Annotated in this window: 30 protein-coding genes; 27 read left to right on the top strand and 3 right to left on the bottom strand. The window is 63.6% G+C overall.

All coding sequences use genetic code 11. The annotated features are described in order from the left end of the window. Window positions 1-8 precede the first annotated feature (8 nt). From rpsC to IVA88_RS12175, 22 genes are all read left to right on the top strand, one after another. Window positions 9-734 (top strand): 30S ribosomal protein S3, encoded by a 726-nt coding sequence (rpsC, locus tag IVA88_RS12280; RefSeq protein WP_247497528.1) that lies wholly within the window; start codon window positions 9-11, stop codon window positions 732-734. Between the two features lie 32 nt (window positions 735-766). After that, window positions 767-1,180 (top strand): 50S ribosomal protein L16, encoded by a 414-nt coding sequence (rplP, locus tag IVA88_RS12275; protein WP_007603024.1) that lies wholly within the window; start codon window positions 767-769, stop codon window positions 1,178-1,180. Window positions 1,181-1,185: 5 nt separating this feature from the next. Next, entirely contained in the window at window positions 1,186-1,392 is a 207-nt protein-coding gene (rpmC, locus tag IVA88_RS12270) for a 50S ribosomal protein L29 (RefSeq protein WP_011088144.1), read from the top strand. Window positions 1,393-1,405: 13 nt separating this feature from the next. Then, a complete protein-coding gene (gene rpsQ, locus IVA88_RS12265) occupies window positions 1,406-1,654 on the top strand; it encodes a 30S ribosomal protein S17 (RefSeq protein WP_007603028.1) in 249 nt (82 codons plus the stop codon). Window positions 1,655-1,737: 83 nt separating this feature from the next. Then, entirely contained in the window at window positions 1,738-2,106 is a 369-nt protein-coding gene (rplN, locus tag IVA88_RS12260) for a 50S ribosomal protein L14 (RefSeq protein WP_007603030.1), read from the top strand. Further along, complete coding sequence (rplX, locus tag IVA88_RS12255) at window positions 2,106-2,420, top strand: 50S ribosomal protein L24 (protein WP_007603031.1); 315 nt, start codon at window positions 2,106-2,108, stop codon at window positions 2,418-2,420. The genes rplN and rplX overlap by 1 nt, the downstream gene beginning before the upstream one ends. Then, window positions 2,413-2,970: a 50S ribosomal protein L5 gene (gene rplE, locus IVA88_RS12250; RefSeq protein WP_247497527.1), complete on the top strand. Its 558-nt coding sequence runs from the start codon at window positions 2,413-2,415 to the stop codon at window positions 2,968-2,970. Before rplX ends, rplE begins: the two co-directional genes overlap by 8 nt. A gap of 46 nt (window positions 2,971-3,016) precedes the next feature. Beyond that, window positions 3,017-3,322 (top strand): 30S ribosomal protein S14, encoded by a 306-nt coding sequence (rpsN, locus tag IVA88_RS12245; RefSeq protein ID WP_007611604.1) that lies wholly within the window; start codon window positions 3,017-3,019, stop codon window positions 3,320-3,322. Between the two features lie 14 nt (window positions 3,323-3,336). Then, entirely contained in the window at window positions 3,337-3,735 is a 399-nt protein-coding gene (rpsH, locus tag IVA88_RS12240) for a 30S ribosomal protein S8 (RefSeq protein WP_045008205.1), read from the top strand. 16 nt (window positions 3,736-3,751) lie between these two features. Beyond that, complete coding sequence (rplF, locus tag IVA88_RS12235) at window positions 3,752-4,285, top strand: 50S ribosomal protein L6 (protein WP_007603035.1); 534 nt, start codon at window positions 3,752-3,754, stop codon at window positions 4,283-4,285. Window positions 4,286-4,296: 11 nt separating this feature from the next. Further along, window positions 4,297-4,659 carry a 50S ribosomal protein L18 gene (gene rplR, locus IVA88_RS12230; RefSeq protein ID WP_106952800.1) on the top strand — a complete coding sequence of 121 codons (363 nt, stop codon included), beginning with the start codon at window positions 4,297-4,299 and terminating at the stop codon, window positions 4,657-4,659. A gap of 47 nt (window positions 4,660-4,706) precedes the next feature. Beyond that, a complete protein-coding gene (gene rpsE / locus IVA88_RS12225; RefSeq protein WP_211399433.1) occupies window positions 4,707-5,294 on the top strand; it encodes a 30S ribosomal protein S5 in 588 nt (195 codons plus the stop codon). Between the two features lie 25 nt (window positions 5,295-5,319). Beyond that, entirely contained in the window at window positions 5,320-5,526 is a 207-nt protein-coding gene (rpmD, locus tag IVA88_RS12220) for a 50S ribosomal protein L30 (RefSeq protein WP_211399432.1), read from the top strand. 75 nt (window positions 5,527-5,601) lie between these two features. Beyond that, entirely contained in the window at window positions 5,602-6,087 is a 486-nt protein-coding gene (gene rplO, locus IVA88_RS12215) for a 50S ribosomal protein L15 (RefSeq protein WP_247497526.1), read from the top strand. Window positions 6,088-6,239: 152 nt separating this feature from the next. Continuing rightward, a complete protein-coding gene (secY, locus tag IVA88_RS12210; RefSeq protein WP_007611601.1) occupies window positions 6,240-7,571 on the top strand; it encodes a preprotein translocase subunit SecY in 1,332 nt (443 codons plus the stop codon). A gap of 276 nt (window positions 7,572-7,847) precedes the next feature. Beyond that, window positions 7,848-8,744 carry an adenylate kinase gene (locus IVA88_RS12205; RefSeq protein ID WP_247497525.1) on the top strand — a complete coding sequence of 299 codons (897 nt, stop codon included), beginning with the start codon at window positions 7,848-7,850 and terminating at the stop codon, window positions 8,742-8,744. Window positions 8,745-8,931: 187 nt separating this feature from the next. After that, window positions 8,932-9,300 (top strand): 30S ribosomal protein S13, encoded by a 369-nt coding sequence (rpsM, locus tag IVA88_RS12200; protein ID WP_247497524.1) that lies wholly within the window; start codon window positions 8,932-8,934, stop codon window positions 9,298-9,300. A gap of 122 nt (window positions 9,301-9,422) precedes the next feature. Beyond that, on the top strand, window positions 9,423-9,812 hold the full coding sequence (gene rpsK, locus IVA88_RS12195; protein ID WP_007603045.1) for a 30S ribosomal protein S11: 390 nt from the start codon (window positions 9,423-9,425) through the stop codon (window positions 9,810-9,812). A gap of 112 nt (window positions 9,813-9,924) precedes the next feature. Beyond that, the gene (locus tag IVA88_RS12190; RefSeq protein ID WP_035961343.1) at window positions 9,925-10,956 is read left to right on the top strand and encodes a DNA-directed RNA polymerase subunit alpha; all 1,032 of its coding nucleotides are present in this window, start codon (window positions 9,925-9,927) and stop codon (window positions 10,954-10,956) included. Between the two features lie 130 nt (window positions 10,957-11,086). After that, window positions 11,087-11,503: a 50S ribosomal protein L17 gene (gene rplQ / locus IVA88_RS12185; protein ID WP_007603047.1), complete on the top strand. Its 417-nt coding sequence runs from the start codon at window positions 11,087-11,089 to the stop codon at window positions 11,501-11,503. Window positions 11,504-11,668: 165 nt separating this feature from the next. Further along, a complete protein-coding gene (locus IVA88_RS12180; RefSeq protein ID WP_247497523.1) occupies window positions 11,669-12,457 on the top strand; it encodes an SDR family oxidoreductase in 789 nt (262 codons plus the stop codon). Window positions 12,458-12,466: 9 nt separating this feature from the next. Next, the gene (locus IVA88_RS12175) at window positions 12,467-12,763 is read left to right on the top strand and encodes a DUF1330 domain-containing protein (protein WP_247497522.1); all 297 of its coding nucleotides are present in this window, start codon (window positions 12,467-12,469) and stop codon (window positions 12,761-12,763) included. A 68-nt stretch (window positions 12,764-12,831) separates the two neighbouring features. Here the strand turns inward: IVA88_RS12175 and IVA88_RS12170 are convergent, their stop codons facing one another. Together IVA88_RS12170 and IVA88_RS12165 are read right to left on the bottom strand one after the other, a co-directional pair. Further along, window positions 12,832-13,806, bottom strand: coding sequence for a tripartite tricarboxylate transporter substrate binding protein (locus tag IVA88_RS12170; protein ID WP_247497521.1), 975 nt, complete (start codon window positions 13,804-13,806; stop codon window positions 12,832-12,834). Between the two features lie 104 nt (window positions 13,807-13,910). After that, window positions 13,911-14,924: a zinc-binding alcohol dehydrogenase family protein gene (locus IVA88_RS12165; RefSeq protein WP_247497520.1), complete on the bottom strand. Its 1,014-nt coding sequence runs from the start codon at window positions 14,922-14,924 to the stop codon at window positions 13,911-13,913. Window positions 14,925-15,045: 121 nt separating this feature from the next. Between IVA88_RS12165 and IVA88_RS12160 the strand changes: the two genes are divergently transcribed. Next, on the top strand, window positions 15,046-15,423 hold the full coding sequence (locus tag IVA88_RS12160) for a helix-turn-helix domain-containing protein (protein ID WP_247497519.1): 378 nt from the start codon (window positions 15,046-15,048) through the stop codon (window positions 15,421-15,423). Between the two features lie 41 nt (window positions 15,424-15,464). Here the strand turns inward: IVA88_RS12160 and IVA88_RS12155 are convergent, their stop codons facing one another. Further along, window positions 15,465-17,078: an OprO/OprP family phosphate-selective porin gene (locus IVA88_RS12155; protein WP_247497518.1), complete on the bottom strand. Its 1,614-nt coding sequence runs from the start codon at window positions 17,076-17,078 to the stop codon at window positions 15,465-15,467. A gap of 307 nt (window positions 17,079-17,385) precedes the next feature. On the opposite strand from IVA88_RS12155, the gene IVA88_RS12150 reads away from it, so the two are divergent. From IVA88_RS12150 to IVA88_RS12135, 4 genes are all read left to right on the top strand, one after another. Further along, entirely contained in the window at window positions 17,386-18,792 is a 1,407-nt protein-coding gene (locus IVA88_RS12150) for a DegQ family serine endoprotease (RefSeq protein ID WP_247497517.1), read from the top strand. Further along, window positions 18,789-20,120, top strand: coding sequence for a replication-associated recombination protein A (locus IVA88_RS12145; protein ID WP_247497516.1), 1,332 nt, complete (start codon window positions 18,789-18,791; stop codon window positions 20,118-20,120). Before IVA88_RS12150 ends, IVA88_RS12145 begins: the two co-directional genes overlap by 4 nt. Before the next feature lie 56 nt (window positions 20,121-20,176). Then, on the top strand, window positions 20,177-21,406 hold the full coding sequence (locus IVA88_RS12140; RefSeq protein ID WP_247497515.1) for an RluA family pseudouridine synthase: 1,230 nt from the start codon (window positions 20,177-20,179) through the stop codon (window positions 21,404-21,406). A gap of 309 nt (window positions 21,407-21,715) precedes the next feature. After that, the gene (locus IVA88_RS12135; RefSeq protein WP_247497514.1) at window positions 21,716-22,510 is read left to right on the top strand and encodes an ATP12 family protein; all 795 of its coding nucleotides are present in this window, start codon (window positions 21,716-21,718) and stop codon (window positions 22,508-22,510) included. Window positions 22,511-22,546: the final 36 nt, after the last annotated feature.

Raw genomic sequence — 22,546 nt, 5'->3', positions numbered from 1 at the left:
AGAACACGATGGGTCAAAAGATCAATCCGATCGGTCTGCGTCTCGGCATCAACCGTACGTGGGATTCCCGCTGGTTCGCCGGCAAGCAGGAATACGGCAAGCTGCTGCACGAGGACGTCAAGATCCGTGAGATCCTGCACAAGGAGCTCAAGCAGGCCGCCGTTGCCCGCATCGTGATCGAGCGTCCGCACAAGAAGTGCCGCGTCACCATCCACTCGGCTCGCCCGGGCGTGGTGATCGGCAAGAAGGGCGCCGACATCGACAAGCTGCGCAAGAAGGTGGCGGACATTACCTCGTCCGACGTCGTCATCAACATCGTCGAGATCCGCAAGCCGGAGCTCGATGCGACGCTGGTGGCCGAGTCGATCGCGCAGCAGCTGGAGCGCCGCGTGGCGTTCCGCCGCGCCATGAAGCGCGCCGTGCAGTCGGCGATGCGTCTCGGCGCGGAAGGCATCCGCATCAACTGCTCGGGTCGTCTGGGCGGTGCGGAAATCGCGCGCATGGAATGGTATCGCGAAGGTCGCGTGCCGCTGCACACGCTGCGCGCAGACATCGACTACGGCGTTGCGACCGCGTTCACGACCTTTGGCACCTGCGGTGTCAAGGTCTGGATCTTCAAGGGCGAGATCCTCGAGCACGATCCGATGGCCCAAGACAAGAGAATGGCCGAAGGTGAGACTGGTGGCGGCGGCGATCGCGGCGGCCGGCAGCGCCGTGACAACGCTGCAGCCTGACGCCAGCACAGAGAATTTGAGGGCTTGAAGCCATGATGCAACCTAAGAAAACGAAGTTCCGGAAGGCGCATAAGGGCCGTATCCACGGCGTTGCGTCTTCGGGCGCGACGTTGGCGTTCGGCCAGTTCGGCCTGAAGGCGACCGAGCCTGAGCGCGTCACCGCGCGCCAGATCGAAGCCGCTCGCCGCGCGCTCACCCGCCACATGAAGCGCGCCGGCCGCGTCTGGATCCGCATATTCCCCGACGTTCCCGTGTCGAAGAAACCTGCTGAAGTCCGCATGGGCTCCGGCAAGGGCGCGCCGGAACTGTGGGTCGCGCGCGTCAAGCCGGGCCGGGTGCTGTTCGAGATCGACGGCGTCAACACCCAGACGGCGCGTGAAGCGCTGACCCTGGCGGCAGCCAAGCTGCCGATCAAGACGCGCTTCGTCGAGCGCATTGCGGAGTAATGGCCATGGCCCAGATGAAAATCGAAGACATCCGCGCGATGAGCCCCGATCAGCAGGATGACGCCATCCTGAACCTGAAGAAGGAGCGCTTCAACCTGCGCTTCCAGCGCGCCACCGGGCAGCTCGAGAACACCTCGCGCCTGCGCGAGGCCCGCCGTGACATCGCCCGGATCAAGACCGTCGCCGCGCAGACGCGCGCGAAGAAGAAGTAAGAGGCTTACGAAGATGCCGAAACGTACTTTGCAGGGCGTGGTCGTCAGCGACAAGCAAGCCAAGACCATCGTGGTGCGCGTCGATCGCCGCTTCACGCACCCGATCTACAAGAAGACGATCCGCCGTTCGAAGAACTACCACGCGCACGACGAGAGCAACGAGTTCAAGCCGGGCGATATGGTGTGGATCGAGGAATCGAAGCCGATTTCGAAGTTGAAGCGCTGGGTCGTGATCCGGGGCGAACACAAGAAAAGCGCCTGATCTGTTGGCTTTAGCCGACTGACTTCAGGGAAATGTTGAGCGCCGGCTGGGCTGGCGCAAAGAGAAGAGGACGAGGTGCATCAATGATTCAGATGCAGACCAACCTCGACGTGGCCGATAATTCTGGCGCACGCCGTGTCATGTGTATCAAGGTGCTCGGAGGCTCCAAGCGCCGCTACGCCACGATCGGCGACATCATCGTCGTTTCGATCAAGGAAGCGATTCCGCGTGGCAAGGTGAAGAAGGGCGACGTGATGAAGGCCGTCGTGGTGCGCGTCCGCAAGGACATCCGCCGCGCCGACGGTTCGGTCATCCGCTTCGACCGCAACGCCGCCGTTCTGATCAACAACCAGTCCGAGCCGGTCGGCACCCGTATCTTCGGGCCCGTGCCGCGCGAGCTGCGCGCGAAGAACCACATGAAGATCATCTCGCTCGCGCCGGAGGTGCTGTGATGGCTGCGAAGATCCGCAAGGGCGACAAGGTCGTCGTGCTGACCGGCCGCGACAAGGGCCGCACCGGCGAGGTGTTCGAAGTGCGTCCCGATGCCGGCACGGCGCTCGTGCGCGGCATCAACATGGTCAAGCGTCACCAGAAGCAGACGCAGGCCCAGGAGGGCGGCATCATCTCGAAGGAGTCGCCGATCCAACTGTCCAACATCGCGTATGTCGGGAAGGACGGAAAGCCGACCCGCGTCGGATTCAAGATTCTGGCGGACGGCAAGAAGGTCCGCATCGCCAAGAGCTCGGGAGCTGAGATCGATGGCTGAGGCCGCTTACACGCCGCGCCTGCGCGCGGAATACGATGCGAAGATCCGGACGGAAATGACCGAGAAGTTCGGTTATGAGAACGTCATGCAGGTTCCGCGCCTGGACAAGATCGTGCTGAACATGGGCGTTGGCGATTCCGTCAACGACCGCAAGAAGGCCGAGACCGCCGCCGCCGAGTTGACCCTGATCTCGGGCCAGAAGGCGATCGTGACCTATTCGCGTGTTGCGATCGCGACCTTCAAGCTGCGTGAGAACCAGCCGATCGGCTGCAAGGTCACGCTGCGCAAGGCCCGCATGTACGAGTTCATCGATCGGCTTGTGACGGTCGCGCTGCCGCGCGTCCGCGACTTCCGCGGCCTGAACCCGAAGAGCTTCGACGGCCGCGGCAACTACTCGCTCGGCATCAAGGAGCACATCATTTTCCCCGAGATCGACTTCGACAAGGTCTCGGAAGCCCGCGGCATGGACATCACCGTCTGCACCACGGCCAAGACCGACGACGAGGCGAGGGCCTTGTTGACCGCTTTCAATTTCCCGTTCCGGCAGTGAGACGCTGACCTAAAGCCTCTCAAACGCGGATACCCAGGAGCCAAGCATGGCAAAGAAGAGTTCAATCGAGAAGAACAACCGGCGCAAGCGGATGACGAAGAACGCCGCCCCGAAGCGCGAGCGGTTGAAGGCGATCATCGCCGACAAGACGCTGCCGATGGAGGAGCGGTTCGCCGCGACCCTGAAGCTGGCTGAAATGCCGCGCAATTCATCGGCGACCCGCATCCGTCTGCGTTGCGAGCTGTCGGGCCGTTCGCGCTCGAACTATCGCTTGACCAAACTGTCCCGCATCGCAATGCGGGACCTTGGCTCCAAGGGCATGGTCCCGGGCCTCGTGAAGTCCAGCTGGTAAGGAGGGTCGTTTAAATGTCTACGCACGATCCAATCAGCGATCTGATCACCCGCATCCGCAACGCGCAGATGCGTGCCAAGAACAAGGTCTCCACGCCTGGCTCGAAGATGCGCGAGAACGTCCTCGAGGTGCTGAAGAGCGAGGGCTACATCCGCGGTTACGCCACGCTTGAGCACTCCTCGGGCCGCAGCGAGATCGAGATCGAACTGAAGTATTTCGACGGCGAGCCCGTTATCCGCGAGATCGAGCGTGTCTCCAAGCCCGGGCGTCGCGTTTACGCCTCGGTGAAGAACCTGCCGCGGGTCAATAACGGACTCGGCATTTCGGTATTGTCGACGCCGAAGGGAATCATGGCCGACCACAGTGCGCGTGAAGCGAATGTGGGCGGTGAAGTTCTCTTCACGGTGTTCTGAGAAGGATTTTTGATCCATGTCACGTGTTGGCAAAAGGCCGGTTGCGGTGCCGTCGGGTGTAACCGCGACCGTCGACGGGCAGACCGTCAAGATGAAGGGGCCGAAGGGTCAACTTCAGTTCGTCGTCCATAACGACGTCGAGGTGAAGCTCGACAACGGCCAGGTCAAGGTGAACCCGCGGGTCGAGACCAACCGCGCGCGGGCCTTGTACGGAACCGCTCGCGCTCAGGTCGCGAATCTGGTCGAAGGCGTCACCAAGGGCTTCGAGAAGAAGCTCGAAATCACCGGCGTCGGTTACCGCGCCGCGCTGCAGGGCAAGAACCTGCAGCTCGCGCTCGGCTACAGCCACGACGTGGTCTACGCGATCCCGGAAGGGATCACGATCACCGTGCCGAAGCCGACCGAGATCACGGTGACCGGTAGCGACATCCAGCGCGTCGGCCAGGTCGCCGCCGAAATTCGCTCCTATCGTCCGCCGGAGCCCTACAAGGGCAAGGGCGTGAAGTATGTTGGCGAATTCATCTTCCGCAAGGAAGGCAAGAAGAAGTAACGGAGCCGGTCATGTCGAAAGCCAAGATTACGAATGCCCGGCGCAAGCGCAGTGTACGGTTGAAGCTGCGCCGCTCGGGTGGCGGCCGTCCGCGCCTGTCGGTGTTCCGCTCGTCCAAGCACATCTACGCCCAGGTCATCGACGACCTGAAGGGCGAGACGCTGGCCTCTGCCTCGTCGCTCGAGAAGTCGATGCGCGATGGCGGCAAGACCGGCGCCGACATCGATGCGGCAAAGGCGGTCGGCAAGCTGCTGGCCGAGCGCGCCGCCGAGAAGGGTGTCAAGGAAGTCGTGTTCGATCGCGGCAGCTATCTCTATCACGGGCGCGTCAAGGCTCTTGCCGACGCGGCGCGTGAGAGCGGGCTGAGCTTCTAACAGAATTTGAGGATTGAGGCGTAAGCCTCTGAAGGACTGGAAAAACCATGGCAGAACGCGAACAACGTGGTGGACGCGATCAACGCGGCGGCGGACGTGAACGCAGGGAAGAGCGCGACAGCGAGTTCGTCGACAAGCTCGTCCACATCAATCGCGTCGCCAAGGTCGTCAAGGGCGGCAAGCGCTTCGGTTTCGCGGCGCTGGTCGTGATCGGCGATCAGAAGGGCCGCGCCGGCTTCGGTCACGGTAAGGCGCGCGAAGTGCCTGAGGCGATCCGCAAGGCAACCGAATCCGCCAAGCGAAACCTGACCCGCGTCTCGTTGCGCGAGGGCCGCACGCTGCATCACGACATCGCTGGCCGTCATGGCGCGGGCCGTGTTTATCTGCGCGCGGCTCCGGCCGGTACCGGCATCATCGCCGGCGGTCCGATGCGCGCGGTGTTCGAGACGCTCGGCGTTCAGGACGTGGTCGCGAAGTCGATCGGCTCGTCGAACCCGTACAACATGGTTCGCGCGACCTTCGACGCGCTGAAGCATCAGGATTCGCCGCGCTCGGTCGCTGCCCGCCGCAACATCAAGGTGTCCACCCTCCAGTCCCGCCGTATCGGTGGCGACGCCGAGGCGGCTGCCGAATAACGGAAGCTTTTCGGAGTAGACTTTCATGGCCAAGAGTGCCGTTACGACCGCAAAGACGATCAAGCTCGAGCAGACCGGCAGCGCGATCCGCCGCCATCACTCGCAGCGTTCGACGCTGATCGGGCTCAAGCTCAACAAGATCGGCCGCACCAGCGAACTGCCGGACACTCCGGCGGTCCGTGGCATGATCTTGAAAGTTCACCATCTCGTTCGCATCGTCGACGAGAAGTAAGCAAAGGCGCACGATCCCGAAAAGCGGGGACCCGTTTTCGGTGAAGGTCATGCGCAAGAAACAAGGAGCAGGGCGATGAAGCTCAGCGATATCGCCGACAATGCCGGCTCGCGCAAGAAGCGTATGCGCGTCGGCCGCGGCATTGGTTCGGGCAAGGGCAAGCAGGCCGGCCGCGGTGGCAAGGGCCAGACCGCGCGTTCCGGCGTGCGCATCAAGGGTTTCGAAGGCGGCCAGATGCCATTGCATCGCCGTCTGCCCAAGCGCGGCTTCAACAACATCTTCCGCATCGAGTTCGCCGAGATCAATCTCGACCGGCTCCAGGACGCGGTCGATGCCAAGAAGATCGACACTGGCAGCGTCGTGAACGTCGAATCCCTGGTCAAGGCTGGCGTGCTGCGCCGCGCCAAGGGTGGCCTGCGGCTGCTCGGCCGCGGTGAGTTCAAGGCCAAGCTCAACATCGAAGTGCACGGCGCCTCAAAGACGGCGATCGCGGCGGTCGAGAAGGCCGGCGGCTCGGTGAAGATCCTCGCGCCTGCCAAGGAAGAAGGCGAGGCGGCGTAACAACTGCGTCATTGGCCCGCGGCTCGCGGGCCTTTACGCATGCGGGACGATGGACTTATCGAAGCCGTAGCCCCAGATAATGTCCGGTGTCCGGTATAATGTAGCCCGGCCGCGGGCATAACGGCGCATAAAGCGGCGGGAGAAAGTCCAAGATGGCCTCTGCAGCGGAACAACTGGCAGCCAATCTCAATTTCGGCGCGTTTGCCAAGGCCGACGAACTGAAGAAGCGCATCTGGTTCACCCTGGGTGCGCTGCTCGTTTATCGGCTCGGAACCTACATCCCGCTGCCCGGCATCGATCCCAACATCTGGGAACAGGTGTTCCGCTCCCAGGCGGGCGGCATCCTCGGCATGTTCAACATGTTCGCCGGCGGCGGCATCCACCGCATGGCGATCTTTGCGCTGAACATCATGCCGTACATCTCGGCGTCGATCATCATCCAGCTCCTGACCACCGTCTCGCCCCAGCTCGAGGCGCTGAAGAAGGAAGGCGAGTCCGGCCGCAAGCTGCTGAACCAGTACACCCGCTATCTCACGGTGATTCTGGCCGCGTTCCAGTCCTACGGCATCGCAGTGGGTCTCGAAGGCGCCGGCAACGTCGTCAGCGACCCCGGCATGTTCTTCCGCCTGTCCACGGCGATCACGCTGACCGGCGGCACTATGTTCCTGATGTGGCTGGGCGAGCAGATCACCTCGCGGGGCATCGGCAACGGCATTTCCCTGATCATTCTCTCCGGCATCGTCGCCGAGCTGCCCGCAGCGCTCGCCAACATGCTCGAACTCGGTCGTCAGGGTGCCATGTCGACCGGTCTGATCCTGGTCGTCATCATCATGGCGGTGGCCGTGATCGCATTCATCGTGTTTGTGGAACGCGCCCAGCGCCGGCTCTTGATCCAGTATCCGAAGCGCCAGGTCGGCAACAAGATGTTCGAAGGCCAGTCCTCGCATCTGCCGCTCAAGCTCAACACCTCGGGCGTGATCCCGCCGATCTTCGCGTCCTCGCTGCTGCTGCTGCCGACTACGGTTGCGAACTTCAACGCGGGCAGCGGGCCAGAATGGTTCCAGTGGATCAACACCCAGCTCGGCCACGGCCGTCCGCTGTTCCTGATCATGTATCTGGCGCTGATCGTGTTCTTCGCGTTCTTCTACACCGCGATCGTGTTCAATCCGACCGAGACCGCGGACAATCTGAAGAAGCACGGCGGCTTCATTCCGGGCATCCGTCCAGGCGAGCGCACCGCAGAATATATCGACTACGTGCTGTCGCGCATCACCGTGCTCGGCGCGGTCTATCTGGCGATCGTCTGCTTGATCCCGGAAATCCTGATCTCCTACGCGTCGGTGCCGTTCTACTTTGGCGGCACGTCGCTGCTGATCGTCGTCAGCGTCACCATGGACACCGTGGCGCAGGTGCAGGGCTATCTGCTTGCGCATCAGTACGAAGGCCTGATCCGGAAGTCGAAGCTGCGCGGCCGCCGCCGTTAAGCGCGGCGTTCTCTCGGGCGGCGCGACTGCGCCGCCGATTCGCCGCGCGGACAACGCGCGGTGCCCGCAGGAACGGCCAACCGGCCATTCGGTCGCATCGGCAGAGCCGCTCTCACACAAGCGCAATCACTGATCTCAAAGGCCTCCTTGGCGTCCGGCCATTTGCTCCCCTATGATATGGGTAGCGGTGCAGCGCCGATTATGATTTGCACTGTAATTGGACTTCAGAACACAGGTGCGCGACCTATCGCTCACCAATCCGGGGGGCGTACGCCGATGAGAATTATACTTCTGGGACCGCCGGGATCGGGCAAGGGGACCCAGGCGCAGCTGCTGGTGCAGCGCTATGGTATCGTCCAGCTCTCGACCGGCGAGATGTTGCGCGCCGCCGTGGCGGCAGGAACGCCGGTCGGACTCAAGGCCAAGGAGATCATGGCCAGCGGCGGTCTCGTGCCCGACGATGTCGTGGTCGGAATCATCTCCGACCGGATCGATCAGCCGGACGCCAGAAACGGTTTCATCCTCGACGGTTTTCCGCGCACGGTGCCGCAGGCCGAGGCGCTGGATGAACTGCTCAAGCACAAGCACCTCAAGCTGGATGCCGTGATCGAGCTCCGCGTCAACGAGAGCGCCCTCCTGAGCCGCGTCGAAACTCGCGTCGCCCAGATGCGGGAGCGCGGGGAGGAGGTCCGACTCGATGACACTCCGGAGGTCCTGACCAAGCGACTCGCCAGCTACCGCAGCCAGACGGAACCGCTGATTCACTATTATTCCGAGCGGCGGAAGCTCTCGACCATCGACGGCATGATGGCCATCGACGAGGTCACCCGCGCCATCCACCGCCAGCTCCTGGCGCTCGGGGCGGTCGAGCCCAAGACTCATGGCAAGACTCATGGCAAGACCCGCGCCCGGAGCGCGGTCAAGGCGGCCCCGGCCAAGACGGCCAAAAAATCGGCTAAAAAGCCGGCGAAGACGGCCGAAAAGGCAGCCAAATCCAGGAAGGCGGCCAAGAAGGCCGTGACGGGTGCCAAGAAGGCGGCCAAGAAAACCATCAAGAAAACCGTCAAAAAAGCGGGGAAGAAGAAGGCAGCCAAAAAGACCGCCAAGAAGGCTGTCAAAAAGGGTGCCAAAAAGGCCGCAAAAAAGGTCACGAAAAGGCGAGCTAAGCGCTAGCAGCGGTTGACGAAAGCCCCCTGAATCCCCTAATAAGCCCAGCATCCAAGTCGGATAGTTTCAAACGATGCCGGGCCCCAGGAAGACCAGGGGTGGGCGTCGTGTTCGCGTTTGTGAACACCTGCCCGAGAAACCAAGCACTTAAAGCCTGATTCCTGACGAGGGATCGGCGACAGGAGAGAAGGCCGTGGCCCGTATTGCCGGCGTGAACATTCCCACCAACAAGCGCGTGCTGATCGCGCTCCAGTACATCCATGGCATCGGTCAGAAGATCGCCGGTGAGATCCTGGAGAAGGTCAAGATCCCGATGGATCGTCGCGTCAATCAGCTCAGCGACGCCGAAGTGCTCCAGATCCGCGAAGTGATCGACCGCGACTATCTCGTCGAGGGCGACCTGCGTCGTGAGGTCGGCATCAACATCAAGCGTCTGATGGATCTCGGCTGCTATCGCGGCCTGCGCCATCGTCGCGGCCTGCCGGTGCGCGGCCAGCGGACCCACACCAATGCGCGCACGCGCAAGGGCCCGGCCAAGGCCATCGCCGGCAAGAAGAAGTAAGTTTCGAATCCAAATCGCGGCGTGTGGCGAAGGGGGATGACCCGTTCGCCACACGCCTTCCGTTCTACAGGTGTAGCCGCTGGCATTACGGCGGCGTTTGAGATCTTCAGGAAAGGTAGTCTATGGGCAAGGAAGCCACCCGCGTTCGTCGTCGTGAGCGCAAGAACATCGCCTCCGGCGTCGCGCACGTGAACTCGTCGTTCAACAACACGACCATCACCATCACCGACGCGCAGGGCAACACGATTGCCTGGTCCTCCGCCGGCACGATGGGCTTCAAGGGCTCGCGCAAGTCGACCCCGTATGCCGCACAGGTTGCCGCCGAGGACGTGTCCAAGAAGGCGCAGGAACACGGCATGCGCACGCTGGAAGTCGAAGTCGCCGGTCCCGGTTCGGGCCGCGAATCGGCGCTCCGCGCGCTCCAGGCCGCAGGCTTCACCGTCACCTCGATCCGCGACGTGACCACGATCCCGCACAACGGTTGCCGTCCCCGCAAGCGTCGGCGCGTTTGATACGAAGTTGCGGGCGCATCGTCGCCCGCGATGACTTTTTTAAGAAGCCGCAGGTGCGACCTGCGGCCTTTCTCCAACGCCAGTATCTGCAACGGCAGTTTGACTGGCCTGTATGGGTGAAACAGTGACGATCCAGAAAAATTGGCAAGAACTGATTCGACCGAACAAGCTCCAGGTGCAGCCCGGCAGCGATTCGAACCGTTTCGCGACCATCGTCGCCGAGCCGCTCGAGCGCGGCTTCGGCCAGACGCTCGGCAACGCGCTGCGCCGCATCCTGCTGTCCTCGCTCCAGGGCGCGGCTGTGCAGTCGGTGCACATCGACGGCGTGCTGCACGAGTTCTCCTCGATCGCGGGCGTCCGTGAGGACGTCACCGACATCGTGCTCAACATCAAGGACATCTCGATCAAGATGCAGGGCGAAGGCCCCAAGCGCATGGTCGTGAAGAAGTCCGGCCCGGGCGTCGTCACCGCTGGCGACATCCAGACCGTCGGCGACGTCGTCGTGCTCAACCCGGACCTGCAGATCTGCACGCTCGACGAAGGCGCGGAGATCCGCATGGAGTTCACGGTCGCAACCGGCAAGGGCTACGTGCCCGCCGAGCGCAATCGTCCCGAGGATGCGCCGATCGGCCTGATCCCCGTCGACAGCCTGTACTCGCCGGTCCGCAAGGTCTCCTACAAGGTCGAGAACACCCGCGAGGGCCAGATCCTCGACTACGACAAGCTGACCATGACGATCGAGACCAACGGTGCGCTGACGCCGGATGATTCCGTGGCCTACGCTGCGCGCATCCTGCAGGATCAGCTCAACGTGTTCGTCAATTTCGAAGAGCCGCGCAAGGAAGTCGCCCAGGAGATCATCCCGGACCTCGCCTTCAATCCGGCCTTCCTCAAGAAGGTGGACGAGCTCGAGCTGTCGGTGCGTTCGGCCAACTGCTTGAAGAATGACAATATCGTCTACATCGGCGACCTCGTGCAGAAGTCGGAAGCCGAAATGCTCCGCACTCCGAACTTCGGCCGCAAGTCGTTGAACGAGATCAAGGAAGTGCTGGCCCAGATGGGTCTGCATCTCGGCATGGAAGTGCCGGGCTGGCCGCCGGAGAACATCGACGAGCTCGCCAAGCGCTTCGAGGATCACTACTGATCCGAACTACAACAGGCCAAGAACAGGCAAAGGCGCGACTCATCGCGCCTTTGCGGGCGAACGCAGGCCGCCCACCTGAGCAACAAGTCCGACGAACCGTCGCGACGAATGAAATTCAAGGAATAGAAAAATGCGTCACGGCAAGGTTCATCGGAAGCTCAACCGCACGGCCGAGCATCGCCGCGCGATGTTCGCCAACATGTGCGCCGCGCTGATCAAGCACGAGCAGATCGTCACCACGCTGCCGAAGGCGAAGGAATTGCGCCCGATCGTCGAGAAGCTTATCACCCTCGGCAAGAAGGGCGGGCTGGCCATGCGCCGCCAGGCCATCTCCGAGATGCGCGACAAGGATCAGGTCAGGAAGCTGTTCGACACGCTCGCGCCCCGCTACAAGGATCGCCAGGGTGGCTACACCCGCATCATCAAGGCCGGCTTCCGCTACGGCGACAACGCCCCGATGGCCGTGATCGAGTTCGTCGACCGCGACGTCGATGCCAAGGGCCAGGACTCCGGTCCGGTGCAGGAAAAGGAAGCCGAGGCGGCGTAAGCCGACCGGTAGAGAGTTTTCAGAAAGCGGCGCCTTCTTCGGGCGCCGCTTTTTTTTGTTAGCCGCCCTCGTTGGTTACGTCCCGCTGCTCACGCGTCAGTGAGTGCCGATTGTTATCGTGCCGGTAGCGCCCAATATCTCCGCCAGCATCAACGGAGATCACGCATGAAGATCGACCTTTCCGGAAAGACCGCCCTCGTGACCGGCTCGACCGCCGGCATCGGCCACGCCATCGCCAGGGGCCTTGCCGCCTCGGGTGCGAGTGTCGTGATCAACGGACGCGGCCAGGACAAGGTCGATGCGGCGGTGCGCAAGCTGGAAGCCATGGGCGGGAAGGTCCGCGGCATCGCGGCCGATGTCTCGACCGCTGCGGGCTGCAAGGCGCTGGCCGCGGCGCTGCCCGATGTCGACATCCTCATCAACAATGCCGGCATCTTCGAGCCGAAGGACTTTTTCGACATTCCAGACGAGGACTGGAGCCGCTTCTTCGAGGTCAACGTGATGAGCGGCGTGCGTCTCTCGCGCGCCTATATGAAGGGCATGCTCAAGCGCAACTGGGGCCGCGTCGTCTTCATCTCATCGGAGTCCGGGCTCAACATTCCCGTCGAGATGATCCACTACGGCATGAGCAAGACGGCCCAGCTCTCGGTCGCGCGCGGCCTGGCGCAGCTCACACGCGGCACCGGCGTCACCGTCAATTCCGTGCTGCCGGGCCCCACAATGTCGGAGGGCGTCGAGACCTTCGTGAAGGATCTTGCCAAACAGAACGGCCAGTCAGTCGATGAGGCCGCGGCCAATTTCGTCAAGCAGCATCGCCCAAGCTCGCTGCTCCAGCGCTTCGCCAGCGTCGACGAGATCGCCAACATGGTGGTCTATGTCGCATCCAAAGAAGCATCCGCGACCAACGGCGCGGCGTTGCGTGTCGAGGGCGGTATCGTCAACACCATCGCCTGAGGCCTGCGCATGCCGGCCTATGTGATTTCCGAGGTCGAGATGCGCGACACAGCCGCCATGGAGGCCTATCGCACGCTGGCCGCAGCAACCATCGCGCAATATGGCGGCCGCTATCTCGTGCGCGGCGGCACCGCCGAAGTGGTGGAGGGCGGCCCGCCGTCCAAGACCATCATCATCGTCGAATTTCCTTCGATGGCGCGGCTCAAGGAATGGTATGCCTCGGCCGATTACGCTGAAGCGTTGAAACTGCGGCAGACGGCACTGGAGCGCCGGCTGCTGTTTGTCGAGGGCGTCTTGCCGTCGTAGGCTGGCGCGCGAGCAGGGCTGACGCGTTTTCTTCACGCGAAGCGGTATCCACTTCGCTCAAAAATGCTCTAATCCTCCTTGATCCCGGCCGTCTGCGCGATCTGCTTCATCTCCGCGGTCTCCTTATTGACGGCAGAGGCCCAGTCACTGTAGCGCGCGAACCCCGGCTCAAAGCCGACCTTGATGAAGCGCTCGACCACGGACGGGTTGTTGATGGTGGCTTCTAACGTGGACGTCAGCTTGTCCCGTATGGCCGGCGGAAGTCCTTTCGGCGTAACGACAGCTCCCCAGGACGAGAAATCGATGCCGGGATATCCGAGCTCCGCGAGGGTCGGCACATCCGGCAGGTAGGGCGTCCGCTTGGCCGAGAACACCGCGAGCACACGTACGGTGCCGGCGTCGAGCTGCGGCTTGACTGCAATCACGGTGTCGACGTGATACTGGATGTGCTTGCCGATCAGATCGTTCATCGCAGGCGCGCTGCCCTTGTACGGCAGGTGCACCATCTTAATGCCTGCACTCGACTTGAACAGCTCGCCTGCGAAGTGCGATACCGTCGCGGCGCCGAAGGACGCGAGCGACAGCTTGTCCGGATTGGCTTTGGCTTCCGCGACAAGCGCGGCCAGATCCTTGATCGGATTGTCCTTGTAGGTGACCAGCACCAGAGTGATCTTGCCGACTTGCCCGAGCGGCTCGAAATCCTTGGCCGCATCGTAAGGCACGGTTTCCTTGACGGCCGCTGGCAGCGTGAAGGTCGAGTTGGAGCTGAAGAACAGGGTGTAGCCGTCGGGCGCGGCGCGCGCGACCTCCTTGCCCGCGATCGTGGTGCCGCCGCCCGGACGGTTCATGACGATGACGGGCTTGCCAAGCCGGGCCTCGAGCTCGCCGCCGATGATGCGCGCGACGACGTCGGAGGCACCTCCAGGAGAAAACGGCACGACCAATTGCAGCGGTCTCTCGGGATAGTCGTCGGCAAGAGCCAGGTTTGCTCCGCCGAACATCGCGGCAGCAGCGGATACAGCCGCAACGATCGTTGTTTTCATCCAGAAGCTCATTCAGCTCATCCCTGATAATCGTCGCCCGGCGCAGCGGGCGGCGGATCGTAACAGAGAGGGCCGGCCGCTTGGAAGCGGCCGGATGTTGAAAACTACCACTCCTCCAGCACGATCTTCCCGCGCGACTTGCCGCTCTCAAGTAGCGCATGCGCGCGCTTGAGGTTGGCCGCGTTGATCGTGCCAAAGGTCTGGTCGAGCGTGGTGCGCAGCACGCCCTTGTCGATGAGGTCGGCGACGTCGTCCAGCAGATGATGCTGCGCGATCATGTCGGCCGTCTGGAACGAGGAGCGCGTGAACATCGATTCCCAGTGCACCGAGATCGCCTTGCCCTTGAACGCGCTCACGGTGAATTCCGCGGGATCGTCGATCAGGCCGAATTTGCCCTGTGGTGCCATCACCTCCGCGATCGCCTTGTAGTGCTGGTCGGTGAAGGTGAGGCTCGCGACCAGCGCGACCGGCGGCAGCTTCAGCTTCTCGATCTGCTCCTTCATCGGCGCGCCGTGGTCGACCACCGCATGCGCGCCGAGATCGAGGCACCATTTTTGCGATTCCAGCCGCGTCGCGGTCGCGACCACCGTCAGCCCGGTGAGGCGACGGGCGAGCTGGATCAGGATCGATCCGACGCCGCCGGCGCCGCCCGTGATCAGCAGCGTGCGCGGATCGACGCTCTTGTCGGGCACCGCACCGAGCCGATCGAACAACAGCTCCCAGGCGGTGATGGAGGTGAGGGGAAGGGCCGCAGCTTGCGCGAACGACAGGCTCTTCGGCTTGTTGCCGACGATACGCTCGTCGACCAGATGGAATTCGGAATTGGTACCTTGGCGCAGGATCGAGCCGGCGTAAAATACCTCGTCGCCCGGCTCGAACAGCGTGACGTCGGGACCGACGGCGTCGACCAATCCGGCCGCGTCATAGCCCAGAATTTTGGTTTCCCCCTCAGGCGGGGCGGCGCGCTTACGCACCTTGTAATCGACCGGATTGGCCGAGACCGCCTTCACGGCGACGCGAATGTCGCGTCCCTTGGGCTCGGGCTTTGCGGTCTCGAAATCAATCAGCGCGTCCTGATCCTCGATCGGAAGCGACTTCTTGTAGCCGACGGCCTTCATGGCTTGTCTCCATCAGATGGCGTGGTCGCCTGCCGCCCTAACTGTCGCTCTAGCTCCAATTTGGCAAGTACTGTAAATTCGGGGATATAGTCCCTGTTTGGATACTGTTGGGAAAATACGCATGAAACGGCGCAATTTTGCCCGTCGCCCAGGCTGCTCGGTCGAGGCGACGCTGGATCTCATCGACGGCAAGTGGAAGGGCGTGATCCTCTACCACCTCCAGGGCGGCACCCACCGTTTCGGCGAACTACGCCGCCGGGTGCCCGGCATCACCCAGCGCATGCTGACCAAACAGCTTCGCGCGCTGGAGGAGGACAAGCTGGTCATCCGCAAGGTCTATGCCGAGGTGCCGCCACGCGTGGAATATTCTCTCTCCGAGCTCGGCGAGAGCCTCAAGCCCGTGATCGACATCTTGAAGGCTTGGGGCGAGAGCCATCAGCAGCGGCTCTCCTGCGCGCCGGCGCCGGTGATCGTGAAGAAACCGAAGCGCGCCGCCTAGATATCCGGGAGCGGACCGTACCGCTCCCGGACGTGATCACCTCAGAACGCGAACTGCGTGCGCATGGCAACCGCGTCGTACTTCGAACCGACATCGGCGGTCGAGACGGGCGAGGCTTGCTTCGACACGTTGCCATGCAGATAATCGAGCATGAAGCGGACGTTGCCGTTGACATACCAGTTGAGCGCAAGCGTGTAGACGGTCTGCCTTCCGCCGGCGATGCCATTGGCGCTCGCGAGCTGGTCGTTGAGGTCGATCGTCGAGAAGCGTCCCGCGATCTCCCACGCGCCCCAGCCGCCGCCATCGAGCGAGAACGGATGCGCGGGCTTGACGCCGTTGTAGGCCGCGTTCGCTGCGTTGTAGGTTCGGCCTTCACCCGTCAGCACGTAGCCGGCCTGCGCATAGCCGCCCTGGAATTTCAGGCTCGGTGCGCCGACCAGCGGCACGCCGGTGTTGGCGGTGCGGTCGATGTTGTACCAAAAGTATTCCCCCTGAACGATGAACGGGCCATAGGTCGCCGCCGCTTCGACGCTGTAGACCTGCGCGCCCGAGACGTTGGGGATTGCGCCGGTCGAGATCAGTGCCGTCGGGTCGAGGCGCAATTCTGGACGGTCGCTGAGCGTGACCGTCTGCGTGTTGGCGATCAGATTGCGCGGCGGCTGGATCAGCCATTCCGCGTCGGCGCCGATATGCACCGAGTAATCCTTGCCGCTGATCGGGTTGCCGGCAATACGCGCCACGGCGCCATATTGTTCGCTCGTCCCGGCTGGTGCCGCGCTGGAGGCGGAGTGGATCGCGCCGGTCGACGGTCCTGTGACATAGCCGCCGATCCAGAGCTGGTCGTTGAACCAGCGTGTGCCGACGGCGGAGCGGAAGTCGCCGGCGGCGATGTTGGTGGCGACGATGCCGGCCGAGGCACGCTCCATAAACATGGTGTCGTTGGAGCTCGTGGCCTCATCCAGGGTGTAGGGCAGGTCCATGATGCCGGCCTCGATCGCCATTCGGCCGCCGAACGGCTTCAGGCCGGTGTAGCTGAGATAGGCGTTCTCGACGCCGGAGACGGCGCCGCCGGGCAGCGAGCCCGGAGCCGCGCCGCCAAATCCGTCGGAGGAGCCGCCGAAGTCGTAGACCAGCGCGAAATTCCAGTCGTTGAAGAACTTGCCGGCGACGCCGATCCGCGCGCGGCGGACGTTCTCGCCGCTGTCGAGCTTTTGCGGCACGGTTGCCGCCGTGTTGGGCCGATAGTCGTAGCCGCCGACATCCCAATGCACGCGGCTGGTGATGCCGACGCAGTTAGCCCCATCGGCAGTGCAGATGGTCGGCCGATTGTTCGGCATCGTCACGACGACACCGGACGCGGGCGCCGGCCCCTTGAGCGGGATCGCCGCGTTGGCGTTGGCGACGACGGCCTTCGCTTCGGAACGCGCTTCGGCTTTCGCCTCCGCCTTCGCCTCGGTCCTGGCCCTTGCCGTAGCCGCGGTGTTCGCGGCGGTCTGACTCTGGAGCTTGTCGAGCTTCTGCTCCAGCATCTTCAACTGCTGCTTCAGGAGCGCGATCTCCTGATCGCTGCTGCTTGCCGATTGGGCCTGGGCCTGCGAAGCCGCCAGCGCGCCGGCGAGACCAATCGCCGTGGCTGCAATTCTTGTCCTGCTCACGTCATCACTCCATCGTTTGACGAACTTCCCCAAGTCGCTGGCGGAGAGCCTAGACATGATCGATGACTGCCCGCGGTTGCGTCCGGTTGCGCGGTTCCCGCTGATGCAAGTTCGCCGCGACCGAATCCGCCTTACGACACCATGCAAGACGACGCGCGTCATGCCAATCCGCAGCCCCGGCCAATTGCTATTTCGCACGCCGAGCTTGCAGGCCGGACACACCAAAGGGGGCTGAATATGCTGCCGGGCGCCCTTCTATTGGCGGGCGAACGCGCCTATATTCCGGCGTCTTTTCCGAGAGGTAGGAATGTTTCGATCGACCTGGACCGCCGTCGTCACGGCACTGTGCATAGCCTTTTCGGCCAACTTCGATCCGGCCGCCGCGCAGGATCGCCGTGTCCCGTCCTCGCCCGCCGAACTGCGGCTGTCCTATGCGCCGATCGTGCAGCGGGTGCAGCCGGCGGTCGTCAATGTCTATGCCGCCAAGGTGGTGCAGAATCGCAATCCGCTGCTCGACGACCCGATCTTCCGTCGCTTCTTCGGCGTGCCCGGCCAGCAGCAGGAGCAGGTGCAGCGCTCGCTTGGTTCGGGCGTGATCGTCGATGCGTCCGGGCTCGTCGTCACCAACGTCCATGTCATCGAAGGCGCCGACCAGGTCAAGGTGTCGCTGTCGGACAAGCGTGAGTTCGAGGCCGAGATCGTGCTGAAGGACTCTCGCAGCGATCTCGCGGTGCTGCGTCTGAAGGACACCAAAGAGAAGTTTCCGGCTCTCGAATTCACCAATTCTGACGAGCTGATGGTGGGCGACGTCGTGTTGGCGATCGGCAATCCCTTCGGCGTCGGCCAGACCGTGACCCACGGCATCATCTCGGCGCTGGCGCGCACGCAGGTCGGTATCACCGACTACCAGTTCTTCATCCAGACCGATGCGGCGATCAATCCTGGTAATTCCGGCGGCGCGTTGGTCGATATGAACGGCAGGCTCGCGGGCATCAACACCGCGATCTATTCGCGCTCCGGCGGTTCGCAGGGCATCGGCTTCGCGATCCCCGCCAACATGGTGCGCGTCGTCGTCGCCTCCGCCAAGGGCGGCGGCAAAGCGGTGAAGCGGCCCTGGCTAGGCGCGAAGTTGCAGGCGGTGACGCCCGAGATCGCCGAAAGCCTTGGCCTGCGTTCGCCGACCGGCGCGCTGGTCGCAAGCGTCGTTCCGAACGGACCGGCGGCCAAGGCCGGGCTGAAATCCTCCGACCTGATCGTCGCCATCGACGGCCAGACCGTGGATGATCCCAACGCCTTCGACTATCGCTTCGCCACACGGCCGCTCGGCGGCACCGCGCAGATCGACGTGCAGCGCGGCGGCAAGCCCATCAAGCTGATGGTGGCGCTGGACGCTGCGCCCGATACCGGCCGCAACGAGCTTGTCATCACCGCGCGCTCGCCTCTCCAAGGCGCGAAGGTCTCGACCATCACCCCGGCGCTCGCCGACGAACTGCATCTGGACGCCGACACCGAGGGCGTCGTGGTCACCGATCTCGGCGGCGACAGCGCGGCCGCGAATGTCGGGTTCCAGAAGGGCGACGTCATCCTGGCGGTCAACAACCAAAAGATCAGCAAGACCAGCGACCTCGAAAAGGCGGCCGCCGAGCGCCAGCGCATCTGGCGCATCACGCTGGTGCGTGGCGGCCAGCAAATCAACGTCACGCTGGGCGGATGAGTCCGAAGCGACCACAGGAGACGCCAACGCTGTTTGCCGCGGCGGGGCTCGATCACGAGGCTCCGCATCCGCTGCCGGATCGGCTACGGCCGCGCGCGCTCTCGGAGGTCGTCGGCCAGGATCACATCCTGGGTCCCGACGGCGCGCTGACGCGCATGCTGGAGACGCGCACGCTGGGCTCGCTGGTGTTCTGGGGCCCGCCCGGCACGGGCAAGACCACGGTCGCGCGGTTGCTCGCGGACGCCACCGATTTGCATTTCGAGCAGATCTCCGCGGTGTTCTCCGGCGTCGCTGATTTGAAGAAGGCCTTTGAGGCCGCGCGTGCACGCCGCGAGATGGGCAAGGGCACGCTGCTGTTCGTCGACGAGGTGCATCGCTTCAACCGCGCCCAGCAGGATTCATTTCTGCCCGTTATGGAAGACGGCACAGTGGTGATGGTCGGCGCCACCACCGAAAACCCGTCCTTCGAGCTCAACGCGGCGCTTCTGTCCCGTGCGCGCGTGCTGGTGTTCCGCTCGCTTGACGCTGCCGCAATCGAAAAGCTGTTCGTGCATGCCGAGGAGGTCGAGGGCCGCAAGCTGCCGCTCGACGAGGAAGCGCGCGCCGTGCTGGTGCGCATGGCCGATGGCGACGGCCGCGCGGCGCTGACGCTCGTCGAAGAAGTCTGGCGCGCCGCGCGCAAGGACGAGATGTTCAACGCCGCGCAGCTGCAGGAGATTTTGCAGCGTCGCGCGCCCATCTACGACAAGTCGGCGGACGGCCATTACAATTTGATCTCGGCGCTGCATAAGTCGGTGCGGGGCTCCGATCCCGATGCCGCGCTGTATTATCTCGCGCGCATGCTGGATGCTGGCGAGGACCCGCTGTTCCTGGCCCGCCGCGTCGTGCGGATGGCGGTGGAGGACATCGGCCTTGCCGATCCGCAGGCCCTGGTCATCGCCAACGCGGCCAAGGACGCCTTCGATTTCCTCGGCCATCCCGAAGGCGAGCTCGCGATCGCACAGGCCGTGGTCTATCTCGCCACCGCGCCGAAATCGAACGCCGTCTACACCGCCTTCGGCACGGCGATGCAGGTCGCAAAGCAGGCTGGCTCGCTGCTGCCGCCGAAACACATCCTGAACTCGCCGACCAAGCTGATGAAGTCGGAAGGCTACGGCGCCGCCTACGAATACGACCACGACGCCCCCGAGGCCTTCTCCGGCCAGGACTACTTTCCGGAAGCCCTGGGCCGCCAGACCTTCTACGACCCGCCCGACCGCGGTTTCGAGCGCGAGATCCGCAAGCGGCTGGATTATTGGGCCAAGTTGCGGAAGGAGCGGGGTGGCTGAAGCCAAATCGCCATTTCGCCGTGACGTGAGGCCGGTTTTGAGCTAGGCAGGCAGCCATGAGCCGCCGCATCAAGAGAATGAACCCAAAGCCCCGTTCGCGTGACGAGCGCGACGATTCGCGTCCGTTGAAGGCGCGCAGCGCGAAGAAGGCAGGGCCGCGGCTGGGCGGGAAGCCGGGTGCTAAGTCGCCGCGGTTTGCCTCTGAACGCACCGAGCGGCGCACGCCCAAATCTGCAATGGAAAAGCTTGCGCAGGAAAAGCCCGAGCCGGTCAAGCCCGTCGAGGTCCTGCTGCCGACCAAGGTGGAGACCGTCAAGGTGACGGCCGACGAGAACAACATGCGCGTCGATCGCTTCCTCGAAGCGCGCTTTCCCGGCCTGTCGTTCTCCCACATCCAGCGTGTCGTGCGCAAAGGCGAGCTGCGCGTCGACGGCAAGCGCGTCGACAGCAAGGACCGCCTGGAGGAGGGCCAGAGCGTCCGCATTCCGCCGCTGAAGCTCGACACGCCGAAGGCGCCCAATCCGCAGTCGGAGGCTGCGCAAAAGACGCTTGCCGCGCTGAAGGAAATGACGATCTACGAGGACGACGACGTTCTCGTCCTCAACAAGCCGGCCGGCCTCGCCGTGCAGGGCGGCTCAGGCATGACGCGGCACATCGACCAGATGCTCGAGGTGATGCGCGATTCCAAGGGGCAGAAGCCGCGCCTCGTGCACCGCATCGACAGGGAGACGTCGGGCTGTCTCCTGGTCGCCAAGACCCGCTTTGCCGCCTCGCATCTGACCGGTGCGTTCCGTTCGCGGTCGGCGCGAAAAACCTATTGGGCGCTGGTGCCTGGCCTGCCGAAGCCGAAGCAGGGCCGCATCTCGACCTTCCTTGCGAAAGAGGAGAGCGAAGACGACACCATCATGCGCATCGCCCAGCATGGCGACGAAGGCGCAAGCCACGCGGTAACGTATTATGCGGTGGTCGAGACCGCCGGCAACAAGCTCACCTGGGTGTCGCTGAAGCCGGTGACGGGGCGCACCCACCAGCTGCGCGCCCACATGGAACATATCGGGCATCCCATCGTCGGGGATCCCAAATATTTCAACATCGAGAATTGGCAATTGCCGGGTGGCCTGCAAAACCGGCTGCATCTGCTGGCGCGCCGCATCGTCATCCCGCATCCGCGCGGCGGGGTGATCGATGCCACCGCGCCTCTGCCGCAGCACATGCAGCAGTCGTGGAACCTGCTCGGGCTCGATGCAAGCAGATTTGATCCGATCGAGAACGCGCCAGAAGAGTAGTTGAGTCCCTCAATTCCGGAACTGCTCCAGGAACGTCCGCAAGCGGTCGTGCGGAGCTCTCGACATCTGTGATCAGCCAACCCGCCGGCCCGTTCACCCGGATGAAGTTCAGCGTACCGGCCGGCCACGGTTTTCGATTTGCCGTGACATAAGTCTTGTCGTGTGGCCTGAAAATGACCGCGATCGCGACGGGCTGAGCTTTCCCGCTCGGGCACGATGACCGCATATTCCTCATGCCTGCCGCTCGCTTTATCGGCCGCCGGTCTTACCTTACAAGCCTAGTATTGAGTGATCAGGGCCGAAAACCAGATGCGCGAATTGTTCGATGAGATGGCGGGGAAGTCCCCGCTCGATCCGCAGGAGGCGGTCCGCCAGGCCACGCGCACGCCGCGGCGCAAGCGCTTCTACAAGGAGGCTGGCGTCGCTGAGGCCGAGGGCGGCTTTGCCGTCACGCTCGACGGCAAGCCGATCCGCACGCCCTCCAAGCGCCAGGTGATCGTCCCTTCGCGTGCGCTCGCCGAAGCAGTAGCCGCGGAATGGGCGGCCCAAGGCGAGACGATCAATCCCATGACCATGCCGCTGACGCGGATAGCCAACAGCGTGATCGAGGGCGTCGTCGACCGCGTCGATCTCGTCACGGACGACCTTGCAAAATACCTCCAGTCCGATCTGCTGTTCTATCGCGCCGGCCATCCCGAGGGGCTTGTCGCCTCCGAGGCCGCGCATTGGGATCCCGTGCTGTTCTGGGCCGCGGAGACGCTAGGGGCGCACTTTATCTTGTCTGAAGGCGTCATGCATGTGACGCAGCCGGATGAGGCTGTCCGGGCCGCGCGTGCGGCACTGCCGGGGGATGCCTGGTCGGTCGCCGCCCTCCATGTGATCACCACCCTGACCGGCTCGGCGCTGCTGGCGCTGGCACTTGCCCATGGGGTGCGCGACGCCGATCAGGTCTGGGCGGCGGCCTATGTCGATGAGGACTGGAATGCCGGCAAATGGGGCGTGGACGAGGAAGCCGCTGCCCGCCGTGCTGCCCGGCTGAAGGATTTTCAGGCCGCCGTGGCGGTTTTGGACGCCGTGAGGCCGCCCGTCGCCAAAGGTCCTTAACGAGAGGTTTACGACGGCGGCCTTAGGGTGGTCCCA

It is taken from the genome of Bradyrhizobium sp. 149, assembly GCF_023073915.1.
Lineage (GTDB): Bacteria > Pseudomonadota > Alphaproteobacteria > Rhizobiales > Xanthobacteraceae > Bradyrhizobium.
Note: the sequence above shows the minus strand (reverse complement) of the source record. Positions and strands in the feature narration are given on the sequence as shown.

Coding starts and splice junctions, on each gene's coding strand:
- rplX (WP_007603031.1), top strand. CDS start 2,106: ATGGCTGCGAAGATCCGCAAGGGCGACAAGGTCGTCGTGCTGACCGGC.
- IVA88_RS12205 (WP_247497525.1), top strand. CDS start 7,848: ATGAGAATTATACTTCTGGGACCGCCGGGATCGGGCAAGGGGACCCAG.
- IVA88_RS12180 (WP_247497523.1), top strand. CDS start 11,669: ATGAAGATCGACCTTTCCGGAAAGACCGCCCTCGTGACCGGCTCGACC.
- rplR (WP_106952800.1), top strand. CDS start 4,297: ATGTCGAAAGCCAAGATTACGAATGCCCGGCGCAAGCGCAGTGTACGG.
- rpsE (WP_211399433.1), top strand. CDS start 4,707: ATGGCAGAACGCGAACAACGTGGTGGACGCGATCAACGCGGCGGCGGA.
- rplN (WP_007603030.1), top strand. CDS start 1,738: ATGATTCAGATGCAGACCAACCTCGACGTGGCCGATAATTCTGGCGCA.
- IVA88_RS12140 (WP_247497515.1), top strand. CDS start 20,177: ATGAGCCGCCGCATCAAGAGAATGAACCCAAAGCCCCGTTCGCGTGAC.
- IVA88_RS12150 (WP_247497517.1), top strand. CDS start 17,386: ATGTTTCGATCGACCTGGACCGCCGTCGTCACGGCACTGTGCATAGCC.
- IVA88_RS12135 (WP_247497514.1), top strand. CDS start 21,716: ATGCGCGAATTGTTCGATGAGATGGCGGGGAAGTCCCCGCTCGATCCG.
- rpmC (WP_011088144.1), top strand. CDS start 1,186: ATGGCCCAGATGAAAATCGAAGACATCCGCGCGATGAGCCCCGATCAG.
- rpsN (WP_007611604.1), top strand. CDS start 3,017: ATGGCAAAGAAGAGTTCAATCGAGAAGAACAACCGGCGCAAGCGGATG.
- rpsK (WP_007603045.1), top strand. CDS start 9,423: ATGGGCAAGGAAGCCACCCGCGTTCGTCGTCGTGAGCGCAAGAACATC.
- IVA88_RS12175 (WP_247497522.1), top strand. CDS start 12,467: ATGCCGGCCTATGTGATTTCCGAGGTCGAGATGCGCGACACAGCCGCC.
- rplP (WP_007603024.1), top strand. CDS start 767: ATGATGCAACCTAAGAAAACGAAGTTCCGGAAGGCGCATAAGGGCCGT.
- IVA88_RS12165 (WP_247497520.1), bottom strand. CDS start 14,924: ATGAAGGCCGTCGGCTACAAGAAGTCGCTTCCGATCGAGGATCAGGAC.
- rpsC (WP_247497528.1), top strand. CDS start 9: ATGGGTCAAAAGATCAATCCGATCGGTCTGCGTCTCGGCATCAACCGT.
- rpsH (WP_045008205.1), top strand. CDS start 3,337: ATGTCTACGCACGATCCAATCAGCGATCTGATCACCCGCATCCGCAAC.
- rplQ (WP_007603047.1), top strand. CDS start 11,087: ATGCGTCACGGCAAGGTTCATCGGAAGCTCAACCGCACGGCCGAGCAT.
- IVA88_RS12160 (WP_247497519.1), top strand. CDS start 15,046: ATGAAACGGCGCAATTTTGCCCGTCGCCCAGGCTGCTCGGTCGAGGCG.
- IVA88_RS12190 (WP_035961343.1), top strand. CDS start 9,925: ATGGGTGAAACAGTGACGATCCAGAAAAATTGGCAAGAACTGATTCGA.
- secY (WP_007611601.1), top strand. CDS start 6,240: ATGGCCTCTGCAGCGGAACAACTGGCAGCCAATCTCAATTTCGGCGCG.
- IVA88_RS12170 (WP_247497521.1), bottom strand. CDS start 13,806: ATGAAAACAACGATCGTTGCGGCTGTATCCGCTGCTGCCGCGATGTTC.
- rplE (WP_247497527.1), top strand. CDS start 2,413: ATGGCTGAGGCCGCTTACACGCCGCGCCTGCGCGCGGAATACGATGCG.
- rpsQ (WP_007603028.1), top strand. CDS start 1,406: ATGCCGAAACGTACTTTGCAGGGCGTGGTCGTCAGCGACAAGCAAGCC.
- rplF (WP_007603035.1), top strand. CDS start 3,752: ATGTCACGTGTTGGCAAAAGGCCGGTTGCGGTGCCGTCGGGTGTAACC.
- IVA88_RS12145 (WP_247497516.1), top strand. CDS start 18,789: ATGAGTCCGAAGCGACCACAGGAGACGCCAACGCTGTTTGCCGCGGCG.
- rplO (WP_247497526.1), top strand. CDS start 5,602: ATGAAGCTCAGCGATATCGCCGACAATGCCGGCTCGCGCAAGAAGCGT.
- rpmD (WP_211399432.1), top strand. CDS start 5,320: ATGGCCAAGAGTGCCGTTACGACCGCAAAGACGATCAAGCTCGAGCAG.